This window comes from Streptomyces sp. NPDC127068 (assembly GCF_042724695.1).
In the GTDB taxonomy this organism is placed as follows: domain Bacteria; phylum Actinomycetota; class Actinomycetes; order Streptomycetales; family Streptomycetaceae; genus Streptomyces.
Genome location: NZ_JBHXEN010000029.1, coordinates 80528 through 98151, shown reverse-complemented (window position 1 = coordinate 98151; position 17624 = coordinate 80528). Strand labels below are relative to the sequence as shown.

The following is a 17624-nucleotide window of genomic DNA, read 5'->3' as shown; positions in this document are numbered from 1 at the left end:
CGGCAGGGCCCTGTGGGGCGCCCTGCCGGCCTCCCGGGGCCGTGCGTCGGGACGTCAGTCGTGCCAGGCGCCCAGCTCGTCCAGGAGCGTCTGGAGCGGCTCGAAGAGGCCCGGCGGGGCGGCCACGACCAACTCGCCGGAGGCGGGCTCCCCCGGGCGGCTCCCGGTGCGCGCGCCCGCCTCGCGGGCGACCAGGTCACCCGCGGCCAGGTCCCACGGGCGCAGTCCGCGCTCGTAGTAGGCGTCCAGCCGGCCGGTCGCCACGTCGCAGAGGTCGATCGCCGCCGAACCGGCCCGGCGGATGTCGCGGACCCGCGGAATGAGGTGGGCGACCACCTCGGCCTGCCGGGCGCGGCGCTCGGCGAGGTAACCGAAGCCCGTGCCGACCAGTGCCTGCTCGAACGGAGGTGCGGGGCGCGTACGGGCGGGAGCGTCGTTGACGAAGGCCCCGCCGCCGAGGACCGCGTGGTAGGTCTCGCCGCGCAGGGGGGCGTACACCACCCCGACGACGGTCTCACCGGCCTTGCGCACGGCGATGGACACGGACCAACTCGGCAGGCCGTAGAGGTAGTTCACGGTGCCGTCGAGGGGATCGATCACCCACTCGACGCCGGAGGTGCCGGTGCGGTCGGCGCCCTCCTCGCCGAGGACGCCGTCGTCCGGCCGGCGCTCGGCGAGCAGTCCCGTGATCAGCTTCTCGGAGGCGATGTCCATCTCGGTGACCACGTCCACGGCGCTGCTCTTGGTCGCCGCCACCCCCAGGTCCGCGGGGCGGGAGTCGCGCAACAGGTCCCCCGCGCGCCGGGCGGCCTCCCTGGCCACCTCCAGCAGTTCGGCGGTGGTCGCGTCCTCGCCCGCCGTTCGGCCCGTCGTTCCTGTCATCGCGTGCTCTCCTTGTCGTCCGCGCCAGGGGCGGCGTCCGCGCCAGGGGCGGCGCCGTACGTGCTGCCGTCCGCACCGGCGACGGTCGGCTTCGGCGTGCGCGCCGGGCAGCAACCGACGGGGCAGAGGTCGTGGCTGGGGCCGAGGGCGCCCAGCGCACAGCGCTCCACGGTCCGCCCGCTCTCGGTGGCGGCCCGTTCCCGCACCAGTGCGCGGACCGCCGCCGCGAACCGGGGGTCGGCTCCGACGGTGGCCGAGCGTCGGACCGGGAGCCCCAGCTCGGCGGCCTTGGCGGTGGCTTCGGTGTCGAGGTCGTACTTGACCTCCATGTGGTCCGAGACGAACCCGATGGGGACCATCACCACCGCGGGTGCCCCGGCCGCCTGCGCCTCCTCCAGGTGGTCGCAGATGTCCGGCTCCAGCCAGGGGACGTGGGGGGCGCCCGAACGTGACTGGTAGACGAGTTGCCAGGGGTGGTCCCGGCCGGTGCGCTCCCGGACGGCGTCGGCGATCAGTCCGGCCGCTTCCAGGTGCTGGGCGACGTAGGCGCCGCCGTCGCCGTGGTCCTCGACGGGGCCCGAGGTGTCGGCCGCGGCGTCGGGGATGGAGTGGGTGGTGAATGCCAGGTGGGCGCCGGCGCGCACCGCGGCGGGCAGGTCGGCGAGGGCGGCGAGCACCCCGTCGACCATGGGCTCCACGAACCCCGGGTGGTTGAAGTAGTGCCGCAGCTTGTCGACGCGGGGCACCGGCAGTCCCTCGGCGTCCAGCGCGGCGAGGGCGTCGGCGAGGTTCTCGCGGTACTGGCGGCACCCGGAGTACGAGGCGTAGGCGCTGGTGACCAGGGTCAGCACCCGACGGTGGCCGTCCGCGACCAGTTCGCGGAGGGTGTCGGTGAGGTAGGGGGCCCAGTTGCGGTTGCCCCAGTACACCGGCAGGTCGAGCCCGTGGTCGGCGAAGTCCGTGCGCAGGGCGCGCAGCAGGGCACGGTTCTGGTCGTTGATCGGACTGACGCCGCCGAACAGGAAGTAGTGCTGCCCCACCTCCTTCAGCCGCTCGCGGGGGATGCCTCTGCCCCGGGTGACGTTCTCCAGGAACGGGACCACGTCCTCGGGCCCCTCGGGGCCGCCGAAGGACAACAGCAGCAGGGCGTCGTACGGGGCTGGGGACCGGGGGGCATCGAACGCGTCGGGCATGTCTGTGATCCTGCCACTTGGTACCCATGCCACCGACAGGAGCCCGCGCGCGCCCGGGGAGCGCGCCCCCGGCTGTCGCCGCACCACCCGTCGGATGATCCCTATTCCCTGACAAGTAAGCTGAATCGACCAATAAGCTGTATTGGCCATCAATGTGACTTGCTCGACCGGCTCCGTCGTGGGCCCGCAACGGAGCGTGCCGTGCCCAGCCCCTACCGCCTGATCTTCTCCGCACCGGGCACCCGGGCGTTCTCCGCCGCGGGGTTCATCGGTCGACTGCCGCTGTCGATGATGGGCATCGGCGTGGTGACCATGGTGTCGCAGCTGACCGGCCGCTACGGCCTCGCCGGCGCGCTGTCGGCGACCATCGCCCTGTCCGCTGCGGTGATCGGCCCGCAGGTCTCCCGGCTGGTGGACCGGCACGGCCAGCGGCGGGTGTTGCGCCCGGCCGCCCTGATGTCGCTGTTCGCCGCGACCGGGCTGCTGCTCACCGCCTCGCTGTCGGCACCGGACTGGACCCTGTTCGTGTTCTCGGCGTTCATCGGCTTCACCCCGAGCGTCGGCTCGATGACCCGCGCACGATGGGCGGTCCTCTACCGGGACACCCCGCACCTGCACACCGCGTACTCCCTGGAATCGGTGATCGACGAGGTCTGCTTCATCTTCGGCCCGATCATCTCGATCGGTCTGTCGACGGTCTGGTTCCCGGCGGCCGGCCCGCTGCTGGCGGCCGTCTTCCTCGCCGTCGGCGTCTTCTGGCTGACCGCCCTGCGGGCCACCGAACCGGTTCCGCACCCGCGGGAGCACCACACCAAGGAATCGGCGCTGCGCTCGCGGGGCCTCCAGGTGCTCGTGGCCACGTTCGTGGCGACCGGGGCGATCTTCGGCTCCGTGGACGTGGTGACCGTGGCCTTCGCCGACGAGGAGGGGCACAAGACCCTGGCGAGCGTGGTGCTGGCGCTGTACGCGGCCGGTTCCTGTCTGGCGGGTGTCCTGTTCGGACTGGTGCGGTTCACCGGCGAGCCCCCGCGCAGGTGGCTGCTGGGCGTCCTCGCGATGGGCCTGAGTATGATCCCGCTGCAACTGGTCGGGAACCTGACGCTCCTGGCCGCGGCGTTGTTCGTCGCGGGGCTGGCCATCGCACCCACGATGATCACGACGATGGCCCTCGTCGAACAGCACGTGCCACGCGCGAAACTGACCGAGGGCATGACCTGGGTGAGCACGGGTCTCGCGGTCGGGATCGCGCTGGGTTCCTCGGCGGCGGGCTGGGTCATCGACGCGGCCGGCGCCCGGGCGGGGTACGGGGTGTCGGGTGTTTCCGGTGCCGTCGCGGTGGCCGTCGGGCTCCTGGGGTACCGCCGGCTGGGCAAGCCGGTGCCACAGCGGGGAGGGGCCCTCGAAGATGACGAACGGCAAGACCGGCACATGGCGTAACTGGGCCGGGAACGTCCGGGCCCGCCCGGCGCGGGAGGTCACGCCCGCTTCGGTGGAGGAGGTCGCGTCCGCGGTGCGCCGGGCCGCCGAGGACGGCGTACGGGTGAAGGCGGTCGGCTCGGGCCACTCGTTCACCTCGGTCGCCGCCACCGACGGGGTGCTGCTCCGGCCGGACCTGCTCACCGGCATCCGTCGGATCGACCGGGCGGCGATGACCGTCACGGTGGAGGCGGGCACCCCGCTCAAGCGGCTCAACCTAGCCCTGGCGCGCGAGGGCCTCTCGCTCACCAACATGGGCGACATCATGGAGCAGACCGTCTCCGGGGCGATCAGCACCGGCACCCACGGCACCGGGCGGGCCTCCGCATCGATCGCCGCGCAGGTCCGGGGCCTGGAGCTGGTCATCGCCGACGGTTCGGTGCTGGCCTGCTCGGCGGCGGAGAACCCGGAGGTCTTCGCCGCCGCCCGGATCGGACTGGGCGCCCTCGGGGTGATCACGGCGGTCACCTTCGCGGTGGAGCCCCTGTTCCTGCTCGCCGCGCGCGAGGAACCGATGGCATTCGACCGGGTCACCGCGGAGTTCGACGAGCTGGTGACGGAGAACGAGCACTTCGAGTTCTACTGGTTCCCCCACACGGAGAACTGCAGCACCAAGCGGAACAACCGCAGCGCGGGTCCGGCCCGGCCCGTGGGGCGGATACCCGGCTGGATCGAGGACGAACTGTTCGCCAACGGCCTCTTCCAGGCCGTGAACGTGCTGGGCCGGGCGGCGCCCGCCACCGTCCCGGCCCTGGCGAAGGTCACCAGCCGTGCCCTGTCGGCACGCGCCTACACGGACATCCCGTACCGGGTCTTCACCAGCCCGCGCCGGGTGCGCTTCATGGAGATGGAGTACGCCCTCCCGCGCGAGGCCGCGATGGCCGCACTGCGCGAACTGCGGGCCACGATCGAGCGGTCGGGGCTGCGCATCAGCTTCCCCGTGGAGGTGCGCACCGCACCCGCCGACGACATCACCCTCTCCACGGCGTCCGGACGGGAGAGCGTCTACCTGGCGGTGCACCTGTTCCGGGGCACCCCGTACCGGGAGTACTTCACCGCCGCCGAACGCGTCTTCACCGCCCATGCGGGACGCCCCCACTGGGGCAAGGTGCACACCCGGGACGCCGGGTACCTCGCCGAGGCCTACCCGCGTTTCGGGGAGTTCACCGCGCTGCGCGACCGGCTCGACCCGGACCGCCGCTTCGGCAACGACCACCTGCGGCGGGTGCTCGGCGACTGAGTCCGCTTCGGCACGTCCCGGCCCACGGCGGCCCGCCGTCGCTCCGGGTCGCTCACGGCGAGGGCGTGCCGCCCTGCTTCCCGGCACCCGGTGCCCCAGCGGTGCCCGACGAGGGCGGCGAAGGGGTCGGCGCGGGGGACGAACCGCCGCCCGGGGTCTGCTCGCCGACCTCGCCCTCCTGGTCGGTGTCCGCACCGTCGCTCGGCTCGGGAGCGGGGTCGCCGTCCTGGCCGGTGCCCGGCTCCGGGGCGGTCGGGGACGCGTCCCCCTGCTGCTCGTCGCTTTCGGAATCCGGGGCGGACGGGGTGTCACCGGTGTCCGAACCGCCGCCCTCGCGCTCGGCGTTCCCGTCGCCGTTCCCGTCCCCGGTCGCACCGCCGTCGCCGGGGGTCGCGGGCGGCTGCTCGTCCGGCACTCCCGGCGAGGGGTCCCTGCGGTCGGGGCCCGGCGCACCGGGCTTGCCGCCGCCACCGGTCACGGCCTCGCCGATGGTGGTGCCCCCGCCACCGCCGAACGACTCGCCGGCGACGAGTTCGTACGCGGTGATGCCGCCCATCGTCACGCCGAAGACCAGCGCGGCGGCGAGCAGCGGACGCTTCCACCAGCGCACCCGGACCCGGTGCACGGTGCCCTCCCCGTACGCTCCCGGCGCACGGGTGCGCTCCGGGTCCGGATACCCACCGAACGGGGGGTGCTCGCCCCGGACGCCCGGGGCGCCCTCCCCGGCCGGTACCTGACGGACCCTCGGCTTCGCCTGCCCGGCGGCGCCGCGGATCTGCTCGCCGGTCCGGGTGAAGAAGTGCTGGAGGACGGCACCGCCGCAGGTGACGACGACGCTCACGAGACCGGCGCCGAGGATCGTGCCGTAGACGCCCGCGTTGGAGGCGAGTTTGGCGGCCACGACCGCGGCGACCGCGCTCCCCGCGACCTGCGGGACGTTCAGGTCCCACTTCCGCTTGCCGTCACCCTCCGTGTCCCCCGCACCGATCCCCGTCCGGGGTCCGGCGTCCAACCGGCCGGTCACCCACCGGTCGTCGTGCGCCTCGTCCGGCGTACCCCCGTTCGGCTGCGGTCGCCTGCCGTTGTCCGGCTTCTCGCCCATCTCCGTACCTTGCCTACCCTTCTCGACTTACTGCACGAGAAAGGGACGTACGTACGAAGTGAATAGTTCCGTTTGGGGTGATTGCGTGAAACACGACACGTCTGACGCCCACCCAGGGACCGCGATCCGCCCGGGAACCGTCGCGCGGTCACGCGTCAACTGCCGGCCGCCACGTGAACTTGGACGGCGCGCCAGTCTTCCCGGGTGGCCCGAATGGAGTACTGTTGCGAGCCCTGGGTACCGGTCTCCCTGAGGGGTGCCCGGAGCCGTCCAGACCATCCGGGAGGGGACTCGTTGCACAGGGCGACCAGGTTGGTCACTTAACGTGGCGAACAGGTAACCGTGCCATGACGGCACCCCCGGGCGATTGCCCGACACGCCGGGCAACTCGGCAAGGTTGTGGCAGGCTGCACCCGGGCAGGCCACACTCGACTAGCGGAAGCAGCGACGCACGTGACGTCGGCAGGCACCACCCGGGAGGTCCCCATGCCCGAACTGCGTGTCGTGGCCGTCTCCAATGACGGCACACGACTGGTGCTCAAGGCTGCGGACAGCACGGAGTACACGCTTGCCATCGACGAGCGTCTGCGTGCCGCAGTGCGCGGTGACCGACCCCGTCTCGGCCAGATCGAGATCGAGGTGGAGAGCCACCTCAGGCCCCGTGACATCCAGGCCCGCATAAGGGCCGGTGCCAGCGCCGAAGAAGTCGCCCAACTCGCGGGCATCCCCGTCGACCGGGTGCGCCGGTTCGAGGGCCCCGTGCTCGCGGAACGCGCCTTCATGGCCGAGCGGGCCCGGAAGACCCCGGTGCGCCGCCCCGGCGAGAACGCGGGACCCCAGCTCGGCGAGGCCGTCCAGGAGCGCCTGGTGCTGCGCGGCGTCGAGAAGGACAGCGTGCAGTGGGACTCGTGGCGCCGCGACGACGGGACCTGGGAGGTCCTGCTCGTCTACCTGGTCGCCGGTGAACCGCACTCGGCGAGCTGGACCTACGACCCGCCGCGCCGTCTGGTGCAGGCCGTGGACGAGGAAGCCCGGTCGCTGATCGGCGAGTCCGAGGACATGGCCGCGCCCGAGCCGAGCTTCCCGTTCGTGCCCCGGATTGCCCGGCTGCCCCGCGACCGTTCCATGGACCGCGCGCTGGACCGCGCCCTGCCGCCCGCCGAAGCGGACGACACCACCGCCACCGGCGAGGGCAGGGACTCCCTGACCAGCCTGTTGGAGGCGGTGCCGAGCTTCCGCGGGGACATGGTGGTGCCCGAACGTCCGGGCGCGGCCGACGGCCCGGACGACGAACCGGAGACGGAGGCCGACCCCGCAGCGGCCGAGCCGCCGGCGCCCGCCGCCTCGGCCGGTGCCGGATCGGCCTACGCCGACGTGCTGATGCCGCGCGCCGTCACCAGTCACCGCGACCGGTTGGTCGGCGCGACCGACCGCCAGGCCGAGGCCGACGGCGTACGACCGGGCCGCCGGGCCGCCGTGCCCAGCTGGGACGAGATCGTCTTCGGCACCCGCCGCAAGAAGCAGGACTGACCGGCCGCTCCGGACCACCCGTCGAGGTGGACTGACCCACCGGAGCGGCCCGCCCTGCGCCCGCGCACCCGAAACGCCCACCGGGCCCGGCTCGTCCGCCGCCCCCGGTGCGTCCACCCGCGGCTGGACGCACCGCACGACGGCCGTACGACCGTCGTGCGGCACCCGTCCCCTACCGGCGGGGTACCTCAGCCGGTGGCCGGGTCACTGAGGTTCGGCGCCCTTCGCCACCGGTCGGGAGGTGTCCGCGGACCACTCCGACCAGGACCCGATGTACAGGGCCGCCGGGATGCCCGCGACCGCGAGGGCCAGTACCTGGTGCGCCCCGGAGACCCCGGAACCGCAGTACACCCCCACCCGGGACGCCCCGTCGGCGCCGAGCGCGGCGAACCGGTCGGTCAGCTCCCCGGCCGGGCGCAGTCGGCCGCCCTCGACGACGTTCTCGGTGGTCGGCGCGGAGACGGCCCCCGGGATGTGGCCGCCCACCGGGTCGATCGGCTCCACCTCGCCGCGGTACCGCTCACCCGCCCGCGCGTCGAGCAGCAGTCCCGACCGGGCGAGCTCCGCGGCCCCGTCCGCGTCCAACAGCGGCACCGCGCCCGGGGCCGGCACGAAGTCGCCGGGCGCGGGGCTCGGGCGCCCCGACTCCAGCGGGCCCGTCCAGTGCGCGAGCCCGCCGTCCAACACCCGCACCGAGGGGTGTCCCGTCCAGCGCAGCAACCACCAGGCCCGGGCCGCCGCCCAGCCCTGTCCCCCGTCGTAGACAACGACGTCCCGGTCGACCGAGACCCCGGCCGCGCGCATCACGGAGCCGAAGCCCTCGACGTCCGGCAGGGGGTGCCGACCGGCGGGGCCCGCGGGGCCGGCGAGTTCGGAGTCAAGATCGACGAAGACCGCCCCCGGCAGGTGCGCCTCCTCGTAGGCTCCCCCCAGATGGGGGCCACCGAGCTGCCAACGGACGTCGAGCACCACCGGCGGGGTGGGCCCGGTGAGGTCACCCTCAAGTGCGGATGCGGAGATGATGGCATTCATGTCCCCATCCTGGCGTACGGGCTGGCCACGGCGGCCCGTCCCGGATAACGTCCAGGCCCGGGCTTGGCCGAGCACACGCTGTACTCCCTCAGGTACGCGGGGTACAAAAGATCGGCATTGATTGCGCGTGGCGCGAAAATGACCGAGAAACGTCTCTCAATGATCGCTGGTTGGCCACCAGCAGACGGAGGAGAAAGCGACCATGACCGAGGCACGGCAGGCAGCCGGCCGACGGGACGGCGCGGAGCAGAACCGGCGCGTTCCGGGCACCCCTTCCTGGGTGAGCCTGATGACGCACGGGATGACCGCGACCCAGGAGTTCTACCGAAGGCTCTTCGGCTGGGAGTTCCAGCCCGGACCACAACAACTCGGGCCCTACGCACGGGCCCTGCTCGACGGGCGGGAGGTCGCCGGCGTCGGCCAGGTGCCGGCCGGCCGACGGCTCCCGGTGGCGTGGACGCCCTATCTGGCGTCGGACTCGGCGGACACCACCGCCGCCACCGTGCGCCAGTGCGGCGGCACCGTGGCCGTGGGCCCGCTGGACGCGGCGGACGCCGGACGGATGGCCCTCGCCTCCGACCCGGGCGGCGCCGTGTTCGGGATCTGGCAGGGCGCCGCGTTGAAGGGTTACGCCGTCACCGGTGTGCCCGGAGCGCCCGTGTGGCACGAGTTGATCACCCGCGACACCGCGAGCGTGACGACCTTCTACCAGTACGTCTTCGGCTTCACGACCCGGCCGGCGGACCCGGCGGGCACCGCGACCGACGGGGGCGCGGACCGGCTGACCCTGCTCCTCGACGACCGTCCGGTGGCCGGGGTGAGCGGCGTCGGCGCCGCGTTGCCGGCCGAGCGGGGCGCCCATTGGCTCACGTACTTCGCCGTCGCCGACCCGGACGAGTCGGTGCGGCGGACCGTCGACCTGGGCGGGCGGCTGCTCACCCCGCCCGCTGACGGCCCGCTGGGGCGCTCGGCGACCGTCGCCGACCCCGAGGGCGCGGTGTTCGCGCTCCTCCACCGGGACTGAGCGCCGCCCGGCAGCGCACGCGCGCCTCCCGGCACCTTGACGGGCCGGGAGGGGCGCCGTCTCAGGGCTGGTTGACCGGGAGCACGTCCGGGGACAGGGCGCCCGCCCGGGCCGCCGCCGAGGTCATGCGGCGGCGGTGGTGACGACGGCACAGGACCTCGTAACCGACCATCTCCGCCGGGCGGTTCACATCGCCCACCACCACCTGGGCGCCCTCGACGACCATCTCCCCGCCGATCGTGCGGGCGTTGTGGGTGGCTCTGGCCCCGCACCAGCACAGGGCCTCGACCTGGAGCTGCTCGATCCGGTCCGCCAGCTCCATCAGTCGCTGCGAACCGGGGAAGAGCCGGGTGCGGAAGTCGGTGGTGATCCCGAAGGCGAACACGTCCAGGCCCAGGTCGTCCACGATCCGGGCCAACTGGTCGATCTGCTCCGGGGCGAGGAACTGGGCCTCGTCGACGATCACGTAGTCGGCCTTGCCGCCCTGGGAGAGCTGGTTCACCAGGTACGCGTACAGGTCCACGTCCGGGGCCGCCTCGACCGCCTCCGTCACCAGGCCGAGCCGGGAGGACAGCTTGCCCTCGCCCGCCCGGTCGTCCCGGGTGAAGATCACGCCCTGGAGTCCGCGGGCCGACCGGTTGTGGCCGATCTGGAGCGCCAGGGTGCTCTTTCCGCAGTCCATGGTTCCGCTGAAGAACACCAGCTCGGGCATGGGGAGACGAGCACCTTTCGAGGGGCGGGAACCCCGGACGGGCCGAAGGCGTTGCCGGGGTGGGGGACGGTGGGTGGGGCGTGGGCCGTCAGGAGCGTACTTCGAGGAGGGGGACGAGTTGTTCGGCAGGGGTCAGGGAGCCGTGGTTGCCGATGAGGACCGACTCCTTGGGCTCCCGCTCACTGGCGATGATCAGGACGTCGTCCCGGGCGGCGGCCACCACGTCGCCGATGCGCCCGTGGACCCGGGGGTCGACGCGCGGGCCGAACCAGCCGGCGGCGATGGCCTCCTCCCGCCCGGCGACCCAGAACTGCTCGCCCAGGACCTCCCGCCACACGGCGAGGACGTCGGCCTCGGCACCGGGCACGGCGTAGACGTGCCGGGCCCGCCCCTCCCCGCCCAGGAGGGCCACCCCGGCCCGCAGCTCCCAGTCCTCGTCGACGTCGAAGCGGTGCTCGGGGTCGAGGGGGATGTCCACCATGCCGTGGTCGGCGGTCACGTAGAGCGCACTGCGCGGCGGGAGCTGTTCGGCGAGCCGCTGGACCAGCCGGTCGACGTACATCAGCTGGCCCCGCCAGGCGTCGGAGTCGACGCCGTACCGGTGCCCGTTGCCGTCGACCTCGGCGTAGTAGGTGTAGACCAGCGAGCGGTCACCGGCGGCGAGTTGTTCGGCGGCCAAGTCCATCCGGTCCTCGCCCGACAGGCGCCCGTGGAAGGTGCCCCCGCTGAGCGCGACCTGGGTGAGCGGAGTGTTCTGGAAGTGCGGGGCGGACACCTGCGCGGTGTGCACGCCCGCCTCGTGGGCCCGCTGGAAGACCGTCGGGTGGGGCTGCCAGGTGTGCGGCGCCGTCCAGGGGTACCAACGGAGCTGGTTCATCAGCTCGCCGGTGCCGGGATTGCGCACCGCGTACCCGGGGAGACCGTGCTCACCGGGTGGCAGGCCGGTGCCCACGGAGGCCAGCGAGGTGGCGGTGGTGGCCGGGTAGCCGGTGGTGAGGGGGCGCCCGGTGCCGCCGAGGGAACTCTCGATCAGGGCACTCATGAACGGCGCCTCGTCGGGGTGCGCCCGCAGCTGTTCCCAACCGAGGCCGTCGATGAGGAAGACGCAGTTGCGGTCGGCGGGGGTCAGCTCCGGTATCGCGCTCACCGTCCCGGGGACCGCCATGCCCGCGGCGAGCGTGGGCAGCAGATCGGCCAACGAGCCCGAACCGTACGCGGGCACGGGCGCGGAGCCGACGGGCAGCGGCTCCACGGGGTCCCAGGCGGACTGCACCATCAGTGGGTGGTCTCCGCAGTCGCCTCGGAGAGGGCCTGGGCGAAGGCGAGGGTCTGCCGGACGGCGTCGAGACCGTCACCGGCCTCGCTCACCCGCAGGCTCAGGTCGTCGGCGGTGGTGCTGCCGGTGTAGCCGTGGTCGGCCTCGCAGTTGGGGTCCCCGCAGGCGGCGGGTTCGAGGTCGATCCGGGAGACGGCGCCCCAGCCGATGGTCAGCACCACCTCACGGGGCAGTGTTCCGGGGGTGTACGCCTCCGGGTTGGCGACGACCCGGCTGACCACGACGGACGAGATCCGGTCCACCTTCACGGACTCCGTGGAGGTGGTCGCGAACGGCGTCGGCGAGGTGCCGTCGGCCGCCTGCTCATCGGTGTGGCTCACGATGAAGCGGGTACCCGTGAGGACGAGCACGGTGACGTGCCTGCGGACCTCGTTGGCGTCGAAGGTGGTCTCCTGGTGGACCAGGTACGAGCCGATCGGCTCGCCGCCGACCGCGGCCTCCACCGCCTCGGCCACCAGAGCCGGGTAGTAGCCGCTGCGCTCGATCGCCGTGCGCAGCCCCTGGGTCGTCGTACTGGTCTTGGCCATGGCGCCCATCCTACGGCCCTCGCGCGTGCCCGAGGTGACTCAGGAGGTTACCTGGTGGGCGGGAGTGTGCGGCGTCACGGACGGGAAAGGTTCGAGCCAGTGTCGACGGCCGTCGTCGTGGCCGGTGGGGCACCCGTGACCGGGCCCTGTCAGTAGGCGGGCAGGGTGCGCGGGCCCAGGTCGTCCCGGGCGGGCGGCCGGGCGAGACGGACCGAGGCGCCCAGCACGGAGAGCCCGTACTCGGCGACGACGACGGGTTCCAGGGTGATGCCGACGACCTCCGGGTGCTCGTCCACGAGGAGGGACACCCGGAGCAGGAGGTCTTCGAGGGCGGCGGTGTCGGCGGGGGCCGAACCGCGCCAGCCGAAGAGCACGGGGGCGGTGCGGATGGCCCGCACCACCGAACGGGCGTCGCGGTCGGTGACGGGGATCAGTCGGTGCGCGGTGTCGCCGAGCAGTTCGGAGGCGGCTCCGGCCAGCCCGAAGGAGAGGACCGCGCCGACGATCGGGTCGATCACGGTCCGCACGACGGTGTCGACACCGCGCGGGGCCATCGCCTGGACGACGGGTCGCAGTTCGCGCGGGGTGCCGAAGGACTCGGCCAGCTCGGCGTAGGCCCGGCGCAACTGGTCCTCGTCGGCGAGGTCGAGGCGGACGCCGCCCAGGTCGGCGCGGTGGCGCAGGTGCGGGGCGGTGGCCTTGAGGGCGACCGGGTAGCCGAGCAGTTGGGCCGCCGCGACGGCCTCGTCCGGGTGGTCGGCGGGGAGCGTGGCGTGGACGGCGATGCCGTAGTGGGCGAGCAGGGCGCGGGCCGGGTCGTCGGGGAGGGCGAAGCCGCGCGGGTCGTCGGCGGTGGCGGAGGCGTCGAGCTGGGTGGTGATCAGTTCGGCGGCGGCGGTGGTGCCGATGCCGTCGAACTCGGGCACCCGGCCGGGGTCGGCGGCCTCGCGGCGCCACTGGGCGTACTTGACGGCCTCGCCGAGCGCCCGCACGGCCCGCTCGGTCGCCGGGTACGCGGGGATGCCCACGGCGGCCGGAGCCGGCGGGGCGTCGGTTGCCCCGGGTGCGGGGGCCGGATGCCCGGTGGGCGGGGTGGCTGGGACGGCAGGGACGGCAGGGACGGCAGGGACGGCAGGGACGGCAGGGACGGCAGGGACGGCAGGAAGCGGAACGGCGGCGGGCCGGCGCACCGTCGCGCTGGCCTCCGCGAGCGCTTCCGCCAGCCCGCCCAGTTCGACGTGGGCGACCGCCACCGGCTTGCCGGGGTGCGCCGCCGCGGCGGCCCGCAGCGCCCCGGCCAGCTCCTCGTCGCTGCCGCCGCCCTCGCCCACCCGGGGGATGGCGGTGACGATCACCGCGTCGCAGGCCTGGTCGGCGAAGGCCCGGCCCAGGGCGTCCTGGAACTCCGCGGGCGTGGCGGCGGTCCCGAGGTCCAGCGGGCCCAGCGGCCGGAGCCCTTCGGAGAGGCAGGCGTCATAGGTGAGCAGGCCCAGCGACTCGGAGTTGCCGAGGATCGCGACCCGGGGCCCGTCGGGGAGGGGCTGGCCCGCGAGCATCAGACCGACGTCGACGAGTTCGGTGATGGTGTCGACCCTGAGCACCCCGGCCTGCCGCAGCAGGTCCGCCACGGTGGCGTGCGGCAGCCGGGTCGCCGGGACCGCGTGCCCCAGCGGGGAGACGCCCCGGTGCCGGGCGCCCTGGACGACGACCAGCGGCTTGGTGGCGGCGGTGCGCCGGGCGAGCCGGGCGAACTTGCGGGGATTGCCGATGGACTCCAGGTACATGAGGGCGACGTCGGTGTCCGGGTCGTCGTACCAGTACTGGAGGACGTCGTTGCCGGAGACGTCCGCGCGGTTGCCCGCCGAGACGAAGGTGGACACCCCGGTGGCACCGGTCACCCCGCCGCCGCGCCGGTGCAGCCGGGACAGCAGGGCGATGCCGATCGCGCCGGACTGGGCGAACAGGCCGACCCGGCCGGGCCTCGGCAGCCCGGGGGCGAGGGAGGCGTTGAGACGGGTCGCCGCGGAGGTGTTGACGATGCCGAAGGCGTTCGGCCCGATGAGGCGCATGCCGTACGAGCGGACCTGGCGGACCAGGTCCCGCTGGCGCTCCCGGCCCTCCTCGCCGAGGTCGGCGTACCCGGCCGAGACCACGACGAGGCCCTGCACCCCGTGCGCCCCGCACTCGTCCACCACCTCGGGCACCCGCTCGGCGGGGACGGCGACCACGACGAGGTCGACGCCCGCCCCGATGTCCGACAGGGACCGGTGGGCGGGCACGGAGTCGATTTCGGCGAGGCCCTCGGGGAACGCCTTGTTCACCGCGTACAGGTCGCCGGTGAAGCCCGCCGACACCAGGTTGTCCAGGACGGCCCGGCCGGCACCGCCCGGGGCGCGCCCCACCCCGACGACCGCGACCGAACCGGGGCGCAGCAACCGCTGCACCGAGCGGGCCTCGGCGCGCTGTTCGCGGGCCCGCTGCACGGCGACGGACGCCTCGGTGGGCTCGATGGCGAACTCCAGCCGGACGACGCCGTCCTCGAAGCTGCGCTTCTGTTGGTAGCCGGCGTCCGTGAACACCTTGATCATCTTGGTGTTGGCGGGGAGCACCTCGGCGGCGAAGCGGCGGATGTCGCGCTCCCGGGCGACGGCGGCGATGTGTTCGAGCATGGCGGAGGCGACCCCCCGCCCCTGGTGGGCGTCCTGCACCAGGAAGGCGACCTCCGCCTCGTCGGCGGGTGCGGACGCGGACCTGCCGTGGGCGTCGATGCGGTCGTAGCGGACGGTGGCGATGAACTCGCCGCCCACCGTCGCGGCGAGGCCGACCCGGTCCACGAAGTCGTGGTGGGTGAAGCGGTGCACGTCCTTGTCGGAGAGCTTCGGGTACGGGGCGAAGAACCGGTAGTACTTCGACTCGTCCGAGACGTGCTCGTAGAAGCTGACCAGCCGGTCGGCGTCCTCGACCGTGATGGGCCTGATGCGCGCGGTGCCGCCGTCGCGCAGCACCACGTCGGCTTCCCAGTGGGAGGGGTACTCGTGCTGGTCCGGCGGGTTCTGCATGGGGCCCAGCGTACGGGTCGCGGTCCGGGCGGGGGCGGGGCAGGCTGAGGTCACCGCGCACGGCAGGGCGGTGCTCCGACCGGGCGGCGGCGGGTCGGTGGGCGGTCCGGCGTCCGAGGGGCGGCGGGGAGCGGCGGTACCGGGCGGGAGGTACGGAATCGGCGGGGCGACCGACCGGGCGGTGTGGACACGCGTTCCGCCGGCCCTGGGGGTGAGGGCCGCTGCTGTGGGAGACTGGTCTAGACAACCGAACAGAGCCTTGCAACCTTGCGTACCCGAAGGGCAGCATCACATGGCTGAGCGCCGCGTCAACGTCGGTTGGGCCGAGGGTCTCCACGCCCGCCCCGCCTCCATCTTCGTCCGGGCGGCCTCGGCCACCGGCGTCCCCGTGACGATCGCCAAGGGCGACGCCGCCCCGGTCAACGCCGCCTCGATGCTGGCGGTCCTCGGGCTCGGTGCGCACGGTGGCGAGGAAGTCGTCCTCGCCTCCGAGGCGGAGGGCGCGGACGCGGCCCTGGACCGACTGGCCAAGCTGGTGGCCGAGGGCCTGGAGCAGCTTCCCGAAACGGTCTGACCGCGGTCCGCGCGCGGGTGTTCCGTCGAATTCGAGGGACACCCGCGAAACCAGTGAATGTCCGCGCCGCACATTCGGGGATGCATTCCCGAAATTCCCCGCGCGATCCCCGCTCGAAGTAAACGACACCACGGCACGACGCATTCCAGCGAATTCCTTCGCCAAGCGCGGCGCCAGTGATCGACGGTCACATCGTGGCGGCCCTTTGTTACGGGACGGCGCTTCCCGTGTTGACGGGATGTTTCGACGTCCCCGAGCGCCGGAGCGGCTCCGGGCGACGCGCGGCCTTGCGGCGGTGGGCCGCGATCCCGCGCTCCGTGTGCGCGGCCATCAGCACGCCGGCCCGCTCCGCGTCGCGCCGGGCCACCGCGTCGATGATCGCCCCGCGCTCCGTCCACTCCTCGGCGGGCCGCTGAGCGGGCTCGACCGTGTACATCCAGGCGGTCTTGTGCCGCACCTGGGTGAGCATGGCGATCAGCCCGTGGCTGGCGCAGGCCTGGATCAGCGTCTCGTGGAACCAGCTGCCCAGGGCACGCAGCTCGTCCCCGGTCCCGTTCCCCGCCCGCTCCTGCCCCAGGCGCACCAGTCCGCGCAGCACCTTCAGATGGGCGTCCGTGCGCCGTTCGGCCGCGCGGGACGCCCCCAGGGGCTCCAGCAGCCGTCGCACGTCGAGCAGGTCGGCCGCCTCCCGGTCGGTCGGCTCGGCGACACAGGCCCCCGCATGTCTACGGGTGACCACGAACCCCTCGGCCTCCAGCGTGCGCAACGCCTCGCGCACCGGGACGCGGGAGACTCCGTAGCGGCGGGCGAGCACGTCTTCGGTGAGTCGGCTCCCCCGCTCCAGTGCACCGCTGACGATGTCGTCCCGAATGGCCGTGCATACCGAATGGGCGGGAATGCGCATGGGGGGACCTCCGCTTCCGTGCCCGCGAAACGCGGTCGATCGACATTGATTCGGTGACTCTATTGCAGCTCGCCGGAATTTCCGACCGCTCTTCACCGTTCCCTGGAATTTCCGGACGATGGATTACCCGCCGGCGACCGGGTCACGGGGCGCTCGGCCGGTAGGGCGCCCGCGGTCCGGGAACGACGAAAGCCCCGGCCGGAGCCGGGGCTTTCGGTGGTGCCGTCCTTGGGGGGAGGCTCAGAGGGACACGCCGTGCGCGCGCAGGTAGGCGACGGGGTCGAGGTCGGAGCCGTACTCGGCGCTCGCCCGCGCCTCGAAGTGCAGGTGCGCCCCGGTCACGTTGCCGGTGGCACCCGCGAGGCCGATCTGCTGGCCCGCGGTGACCGACTGGCCCGCGGTGACGGCCACGGACGACAGGTGCGCGTACTGGGTGTAGGTGCCGTCGTGCATCTTGATGACGACGTTGTAGCCGTAGGCGCCGCCCCAGCCGGCCTCGACCACGGTGCCGTAGCCGACGGACTGGATCGGGGTGCCGGTGCCGGCGTGGAAGTCGATGCCGGTGTGGGTACCGGAGGACCAGATGCTGCCGCCCGCGCCGTAGGAGGTGGAGACGTGGCCACCGGCGACGGGGCTGACGTAGGTCGTCAGGCGCTTGCGCTCGGCCTCGCGGGCCGCCCGCTCCTCGGCCTCGCGCTCCTTCGCGGCCTCGGCCTCGGCCCGGCGCTTCTGCTCGGCGAGGCGCTGCTTGGTCTCCGCCTCGACGAGCTTCAGGGCGGCGGCCTCGTCGGCGGCGATCTGCTGCACCGCGGCCTGGGTGTCGATCTCGTCGGCGACGGCGTCCCCGATGGAGATCGTCTTGGTGAGACCCGTGTCCTCCAGGGCGGAGGGCTCGTCGACGGCCAGGGCGGGGGAGGCGAGGGTGCCGATGACACCGGTGGTGGTCAGCGTGGCGACGCCCGCGACGTTCGCGGTGGTGCGCGACATGCGCGTCGGACGACGGTGCTTCCCGGTGGCGCGGGTGAACGCCATG

15 protein-coding genes are annotated in these 17624 nt (G+C 73.5%); 5 read left to right on the top strand and 10 right to left on the bottom strand.

Annotation, left to right across the window (positions count from 1 at the left end):
* Positions 1–54: 54 nt before the first annotated feature.
* Positions 55–882, bottom strand: a complete 828-nt coding sequence (locus ACFWIA_RS19745) for an inositol monophosphatase family protein (protein WP_387006710.1) — start codon at positions 880–882, stop codon at positions 55–57.
* Positions 879–2075, bottom strand: a complete 1197-nt coding sequence (locus ACFWIA_RS19740) for a ferrochelatase (protein WP_387006707.1) — start codon at positions 2073–2075, stop codon at positions 879–881. Before ACFWIA_RS19740 ends, ACFWIA_RS19745 begins: the two co-directional genes overlap by 4 nt.
* A gap of 201 nt (positions 2076–2276) precedes the next feature.
* Between ACFWIA_RS19740 and ACFWIA_RS19735 the strand changes: the two genes are divergently transcribed.
* Both ACFWIA_RS19735 and ACFWIA_RS19730 read left to right on the top strand, forming a co-directional pair.
* Positions 2277–3512 (top strand): MFS transporter, encoded by a 1236-nt coding sequence (locus ACFWIA_RS19735; RefSeq protein WP_387006704.1) that lies wholly within the window; start codon positions 2277–2279, stop codon positions 3510–3512.
* Positions 3481–4791, top strand: a complete 1311-nt coding sequence (locus ACFWIA_RS19730; protein WP_387006701.1) for a D-arabinono-1,4-lactone oxidase — start codon at positions 3481–3483, stop codon at positions 4789–4791. Before ACFWIA_RS19735 ends, ACFWIA_RS19730 begins: the two co-directional genes overlap by 32 nt.
* Before the next feature lie 52 nt (positions 4792–4843).
* Here ACFWIA_RS19730 and ACFWIA_RS19725 read toward each other — a convergent pair whose 3' ends face one another.
* Positions 4844–5893 carry a hypothetical protein gene (locus tag ACFWIA_RS19725; RefSeq protein ID WP_387006699.1) on the bottom strand — a complete coding sequence of 350 codons (1050 nt, stop codon included), beginning with the start codon at positions 5891–5893 and terminating at the stop codon, positions 4844–4846.
* 453 nt (positions 5894–6346) lie between these two features.
* On the opposite strand from ACFWIA_RS19725, the gene sepH reads away from it, so the two are divergent.
* Positions 6347–7423, top strand: a complete 1077-nt coding sequence (gene sepH / locus ACFWIA_RS19720) for a septation protein SepH (RefSeq protein ID WP_387006696.1) — start codon at positions 6347–6349, stop codon at positions 7421–7423.
* Between the two features lie 204 nt (positions 7424–7627).
* Here the strand turns inward: sepH and ACFWIA_RS19715 are convergent, their stop codons facing one another.
* On the bottom strand, positions 7628–8455 hold the full coding sequence (locus tag ACFWIA_RS19715; RefSeq protein WP_387006693.1) for a sulfurtransferase: 828 nt from the start codon (positions 8453–8455) through the stop codon (positions 7628–7630).
* Between the two features lie 202 nt (positions 8456–8657).
* Between ACFWIA_RS19715 and ACFWIA_RS19710 the strand changes: the two genes are divergently transcribed.
* Positions 8658–9479: a VOC family protein gene (locus tag ACFWIA_RS19710; RefSeq protein WP_387006691.1), complete on the top strand. Its 822-nt coding sequence runs from the start codon at positions 8658–8660 to the stop codon at positions 9477–9479.
* 61 nt (positions 9480–9540) lie between these two features.
* Here ACFWIA_RS19710 and ACFWIA_RS19705 read toward each other — a convergent pair whose 3' ends face one another.
* The 4 genes from ACFWIA_RS19705 to ACFWIA_RS19690 form a co-directional block, all read right to left on the bottom strand.
* Positions 9541–10191 (bottom strand): thymidine kinase, encoded by a 651-nt coding sequence (locus ACFWIA_RS19705; RefSeq protein WP_387006688.1) that lies wholly within the window; start codon positions 10189–10191, stop codon positions 9541–9543.
* An 88-nt stretch (positions 10192–10279) separates the two neighbouring features.
* A complete protein-coding gene (locus ACFWIA_RS19700; RefSeq protein WP_387006685.1) occupies positions 10280–11467 on the bottom strand; it encodes an alkaline phosphatase family protein in 1188 nt (395 codons plus the stop codon).
* Complete coding sequence (locus tag ACFWIA_RS19695) at positions 11467–12054, bottom strand: DUF5998 family protein (RefSeq protein ID WP_387006682.1); 588 nt, start codon at positions 12052–12054, stop codon at positions 11467–11469. Before ACFWIA_RS19695 ends, ACFWIA_RS19700 begins: the two co-directional genes overlap by 1 nt.
* A gap of 149 nt (positions 12055–12203) precedes the next feature.
* Positions 12204–15113: a GNAT family N-acetyltransferase gene (locus ACFWIA_RS19690; protein ID WP_387006680.1), complete on the bottom strand. Its 2910-nt coding sequence runs from the start codon at positions 15111–15113 to the stop codon at positions 12204–12206.
* Between the two features lie 292 nt (positions 15114–15405).
* Between ACFWIA_RS19690 and ACFWIA_RS19685 the strand changes: the two genes are divergently transcribed.
* Positions 15406–15687 (top strand): HPr family phosphocarrier protein, encoded by a 282-nt coding sequence (locus tag ACFWIA_RS19685; protein WP_385488514.1) that lies wholly within the window; start codon positions 15406–15408, stop codon positions 15685–15687.
* 208 nt (positions 15688–15895) lie between these two features.
* Here ACFWIA_RS19685 and ACFWIA_RS19680 read toward each other — a convergent pair whose 3' ends face one another.
* Both ACFWIA_RS19680 and ACFWIA_RS19675 read right to left on the bottom strand, forming a co-directional pair.
* Entirely contained in the window at positions 15896–16591 is a 696-nt protein-coding gene (locus ACFWIA_RS19680; RefSeq protein WP_387006677.1) for a GntR family transcriptional regulator, read from the bottom strand.
* A gap of 240 nt (positions 16592–16831) precedes the next feature.
* Positions 16832–17623 carry a M23 family metallopeptidase gene (locus tag ACFWIA_RS19675; protein ID WP_387006674.1) on the bottom strand — a complete coding sequence of 264 codons (792 nt, stop codon included), beginning with the start codon at positions 17621–17623 and terminating at the stop codon, positions 16832–16834.
* Between the last annotated feature and the right edge of the window lies 1 nt (position 17624).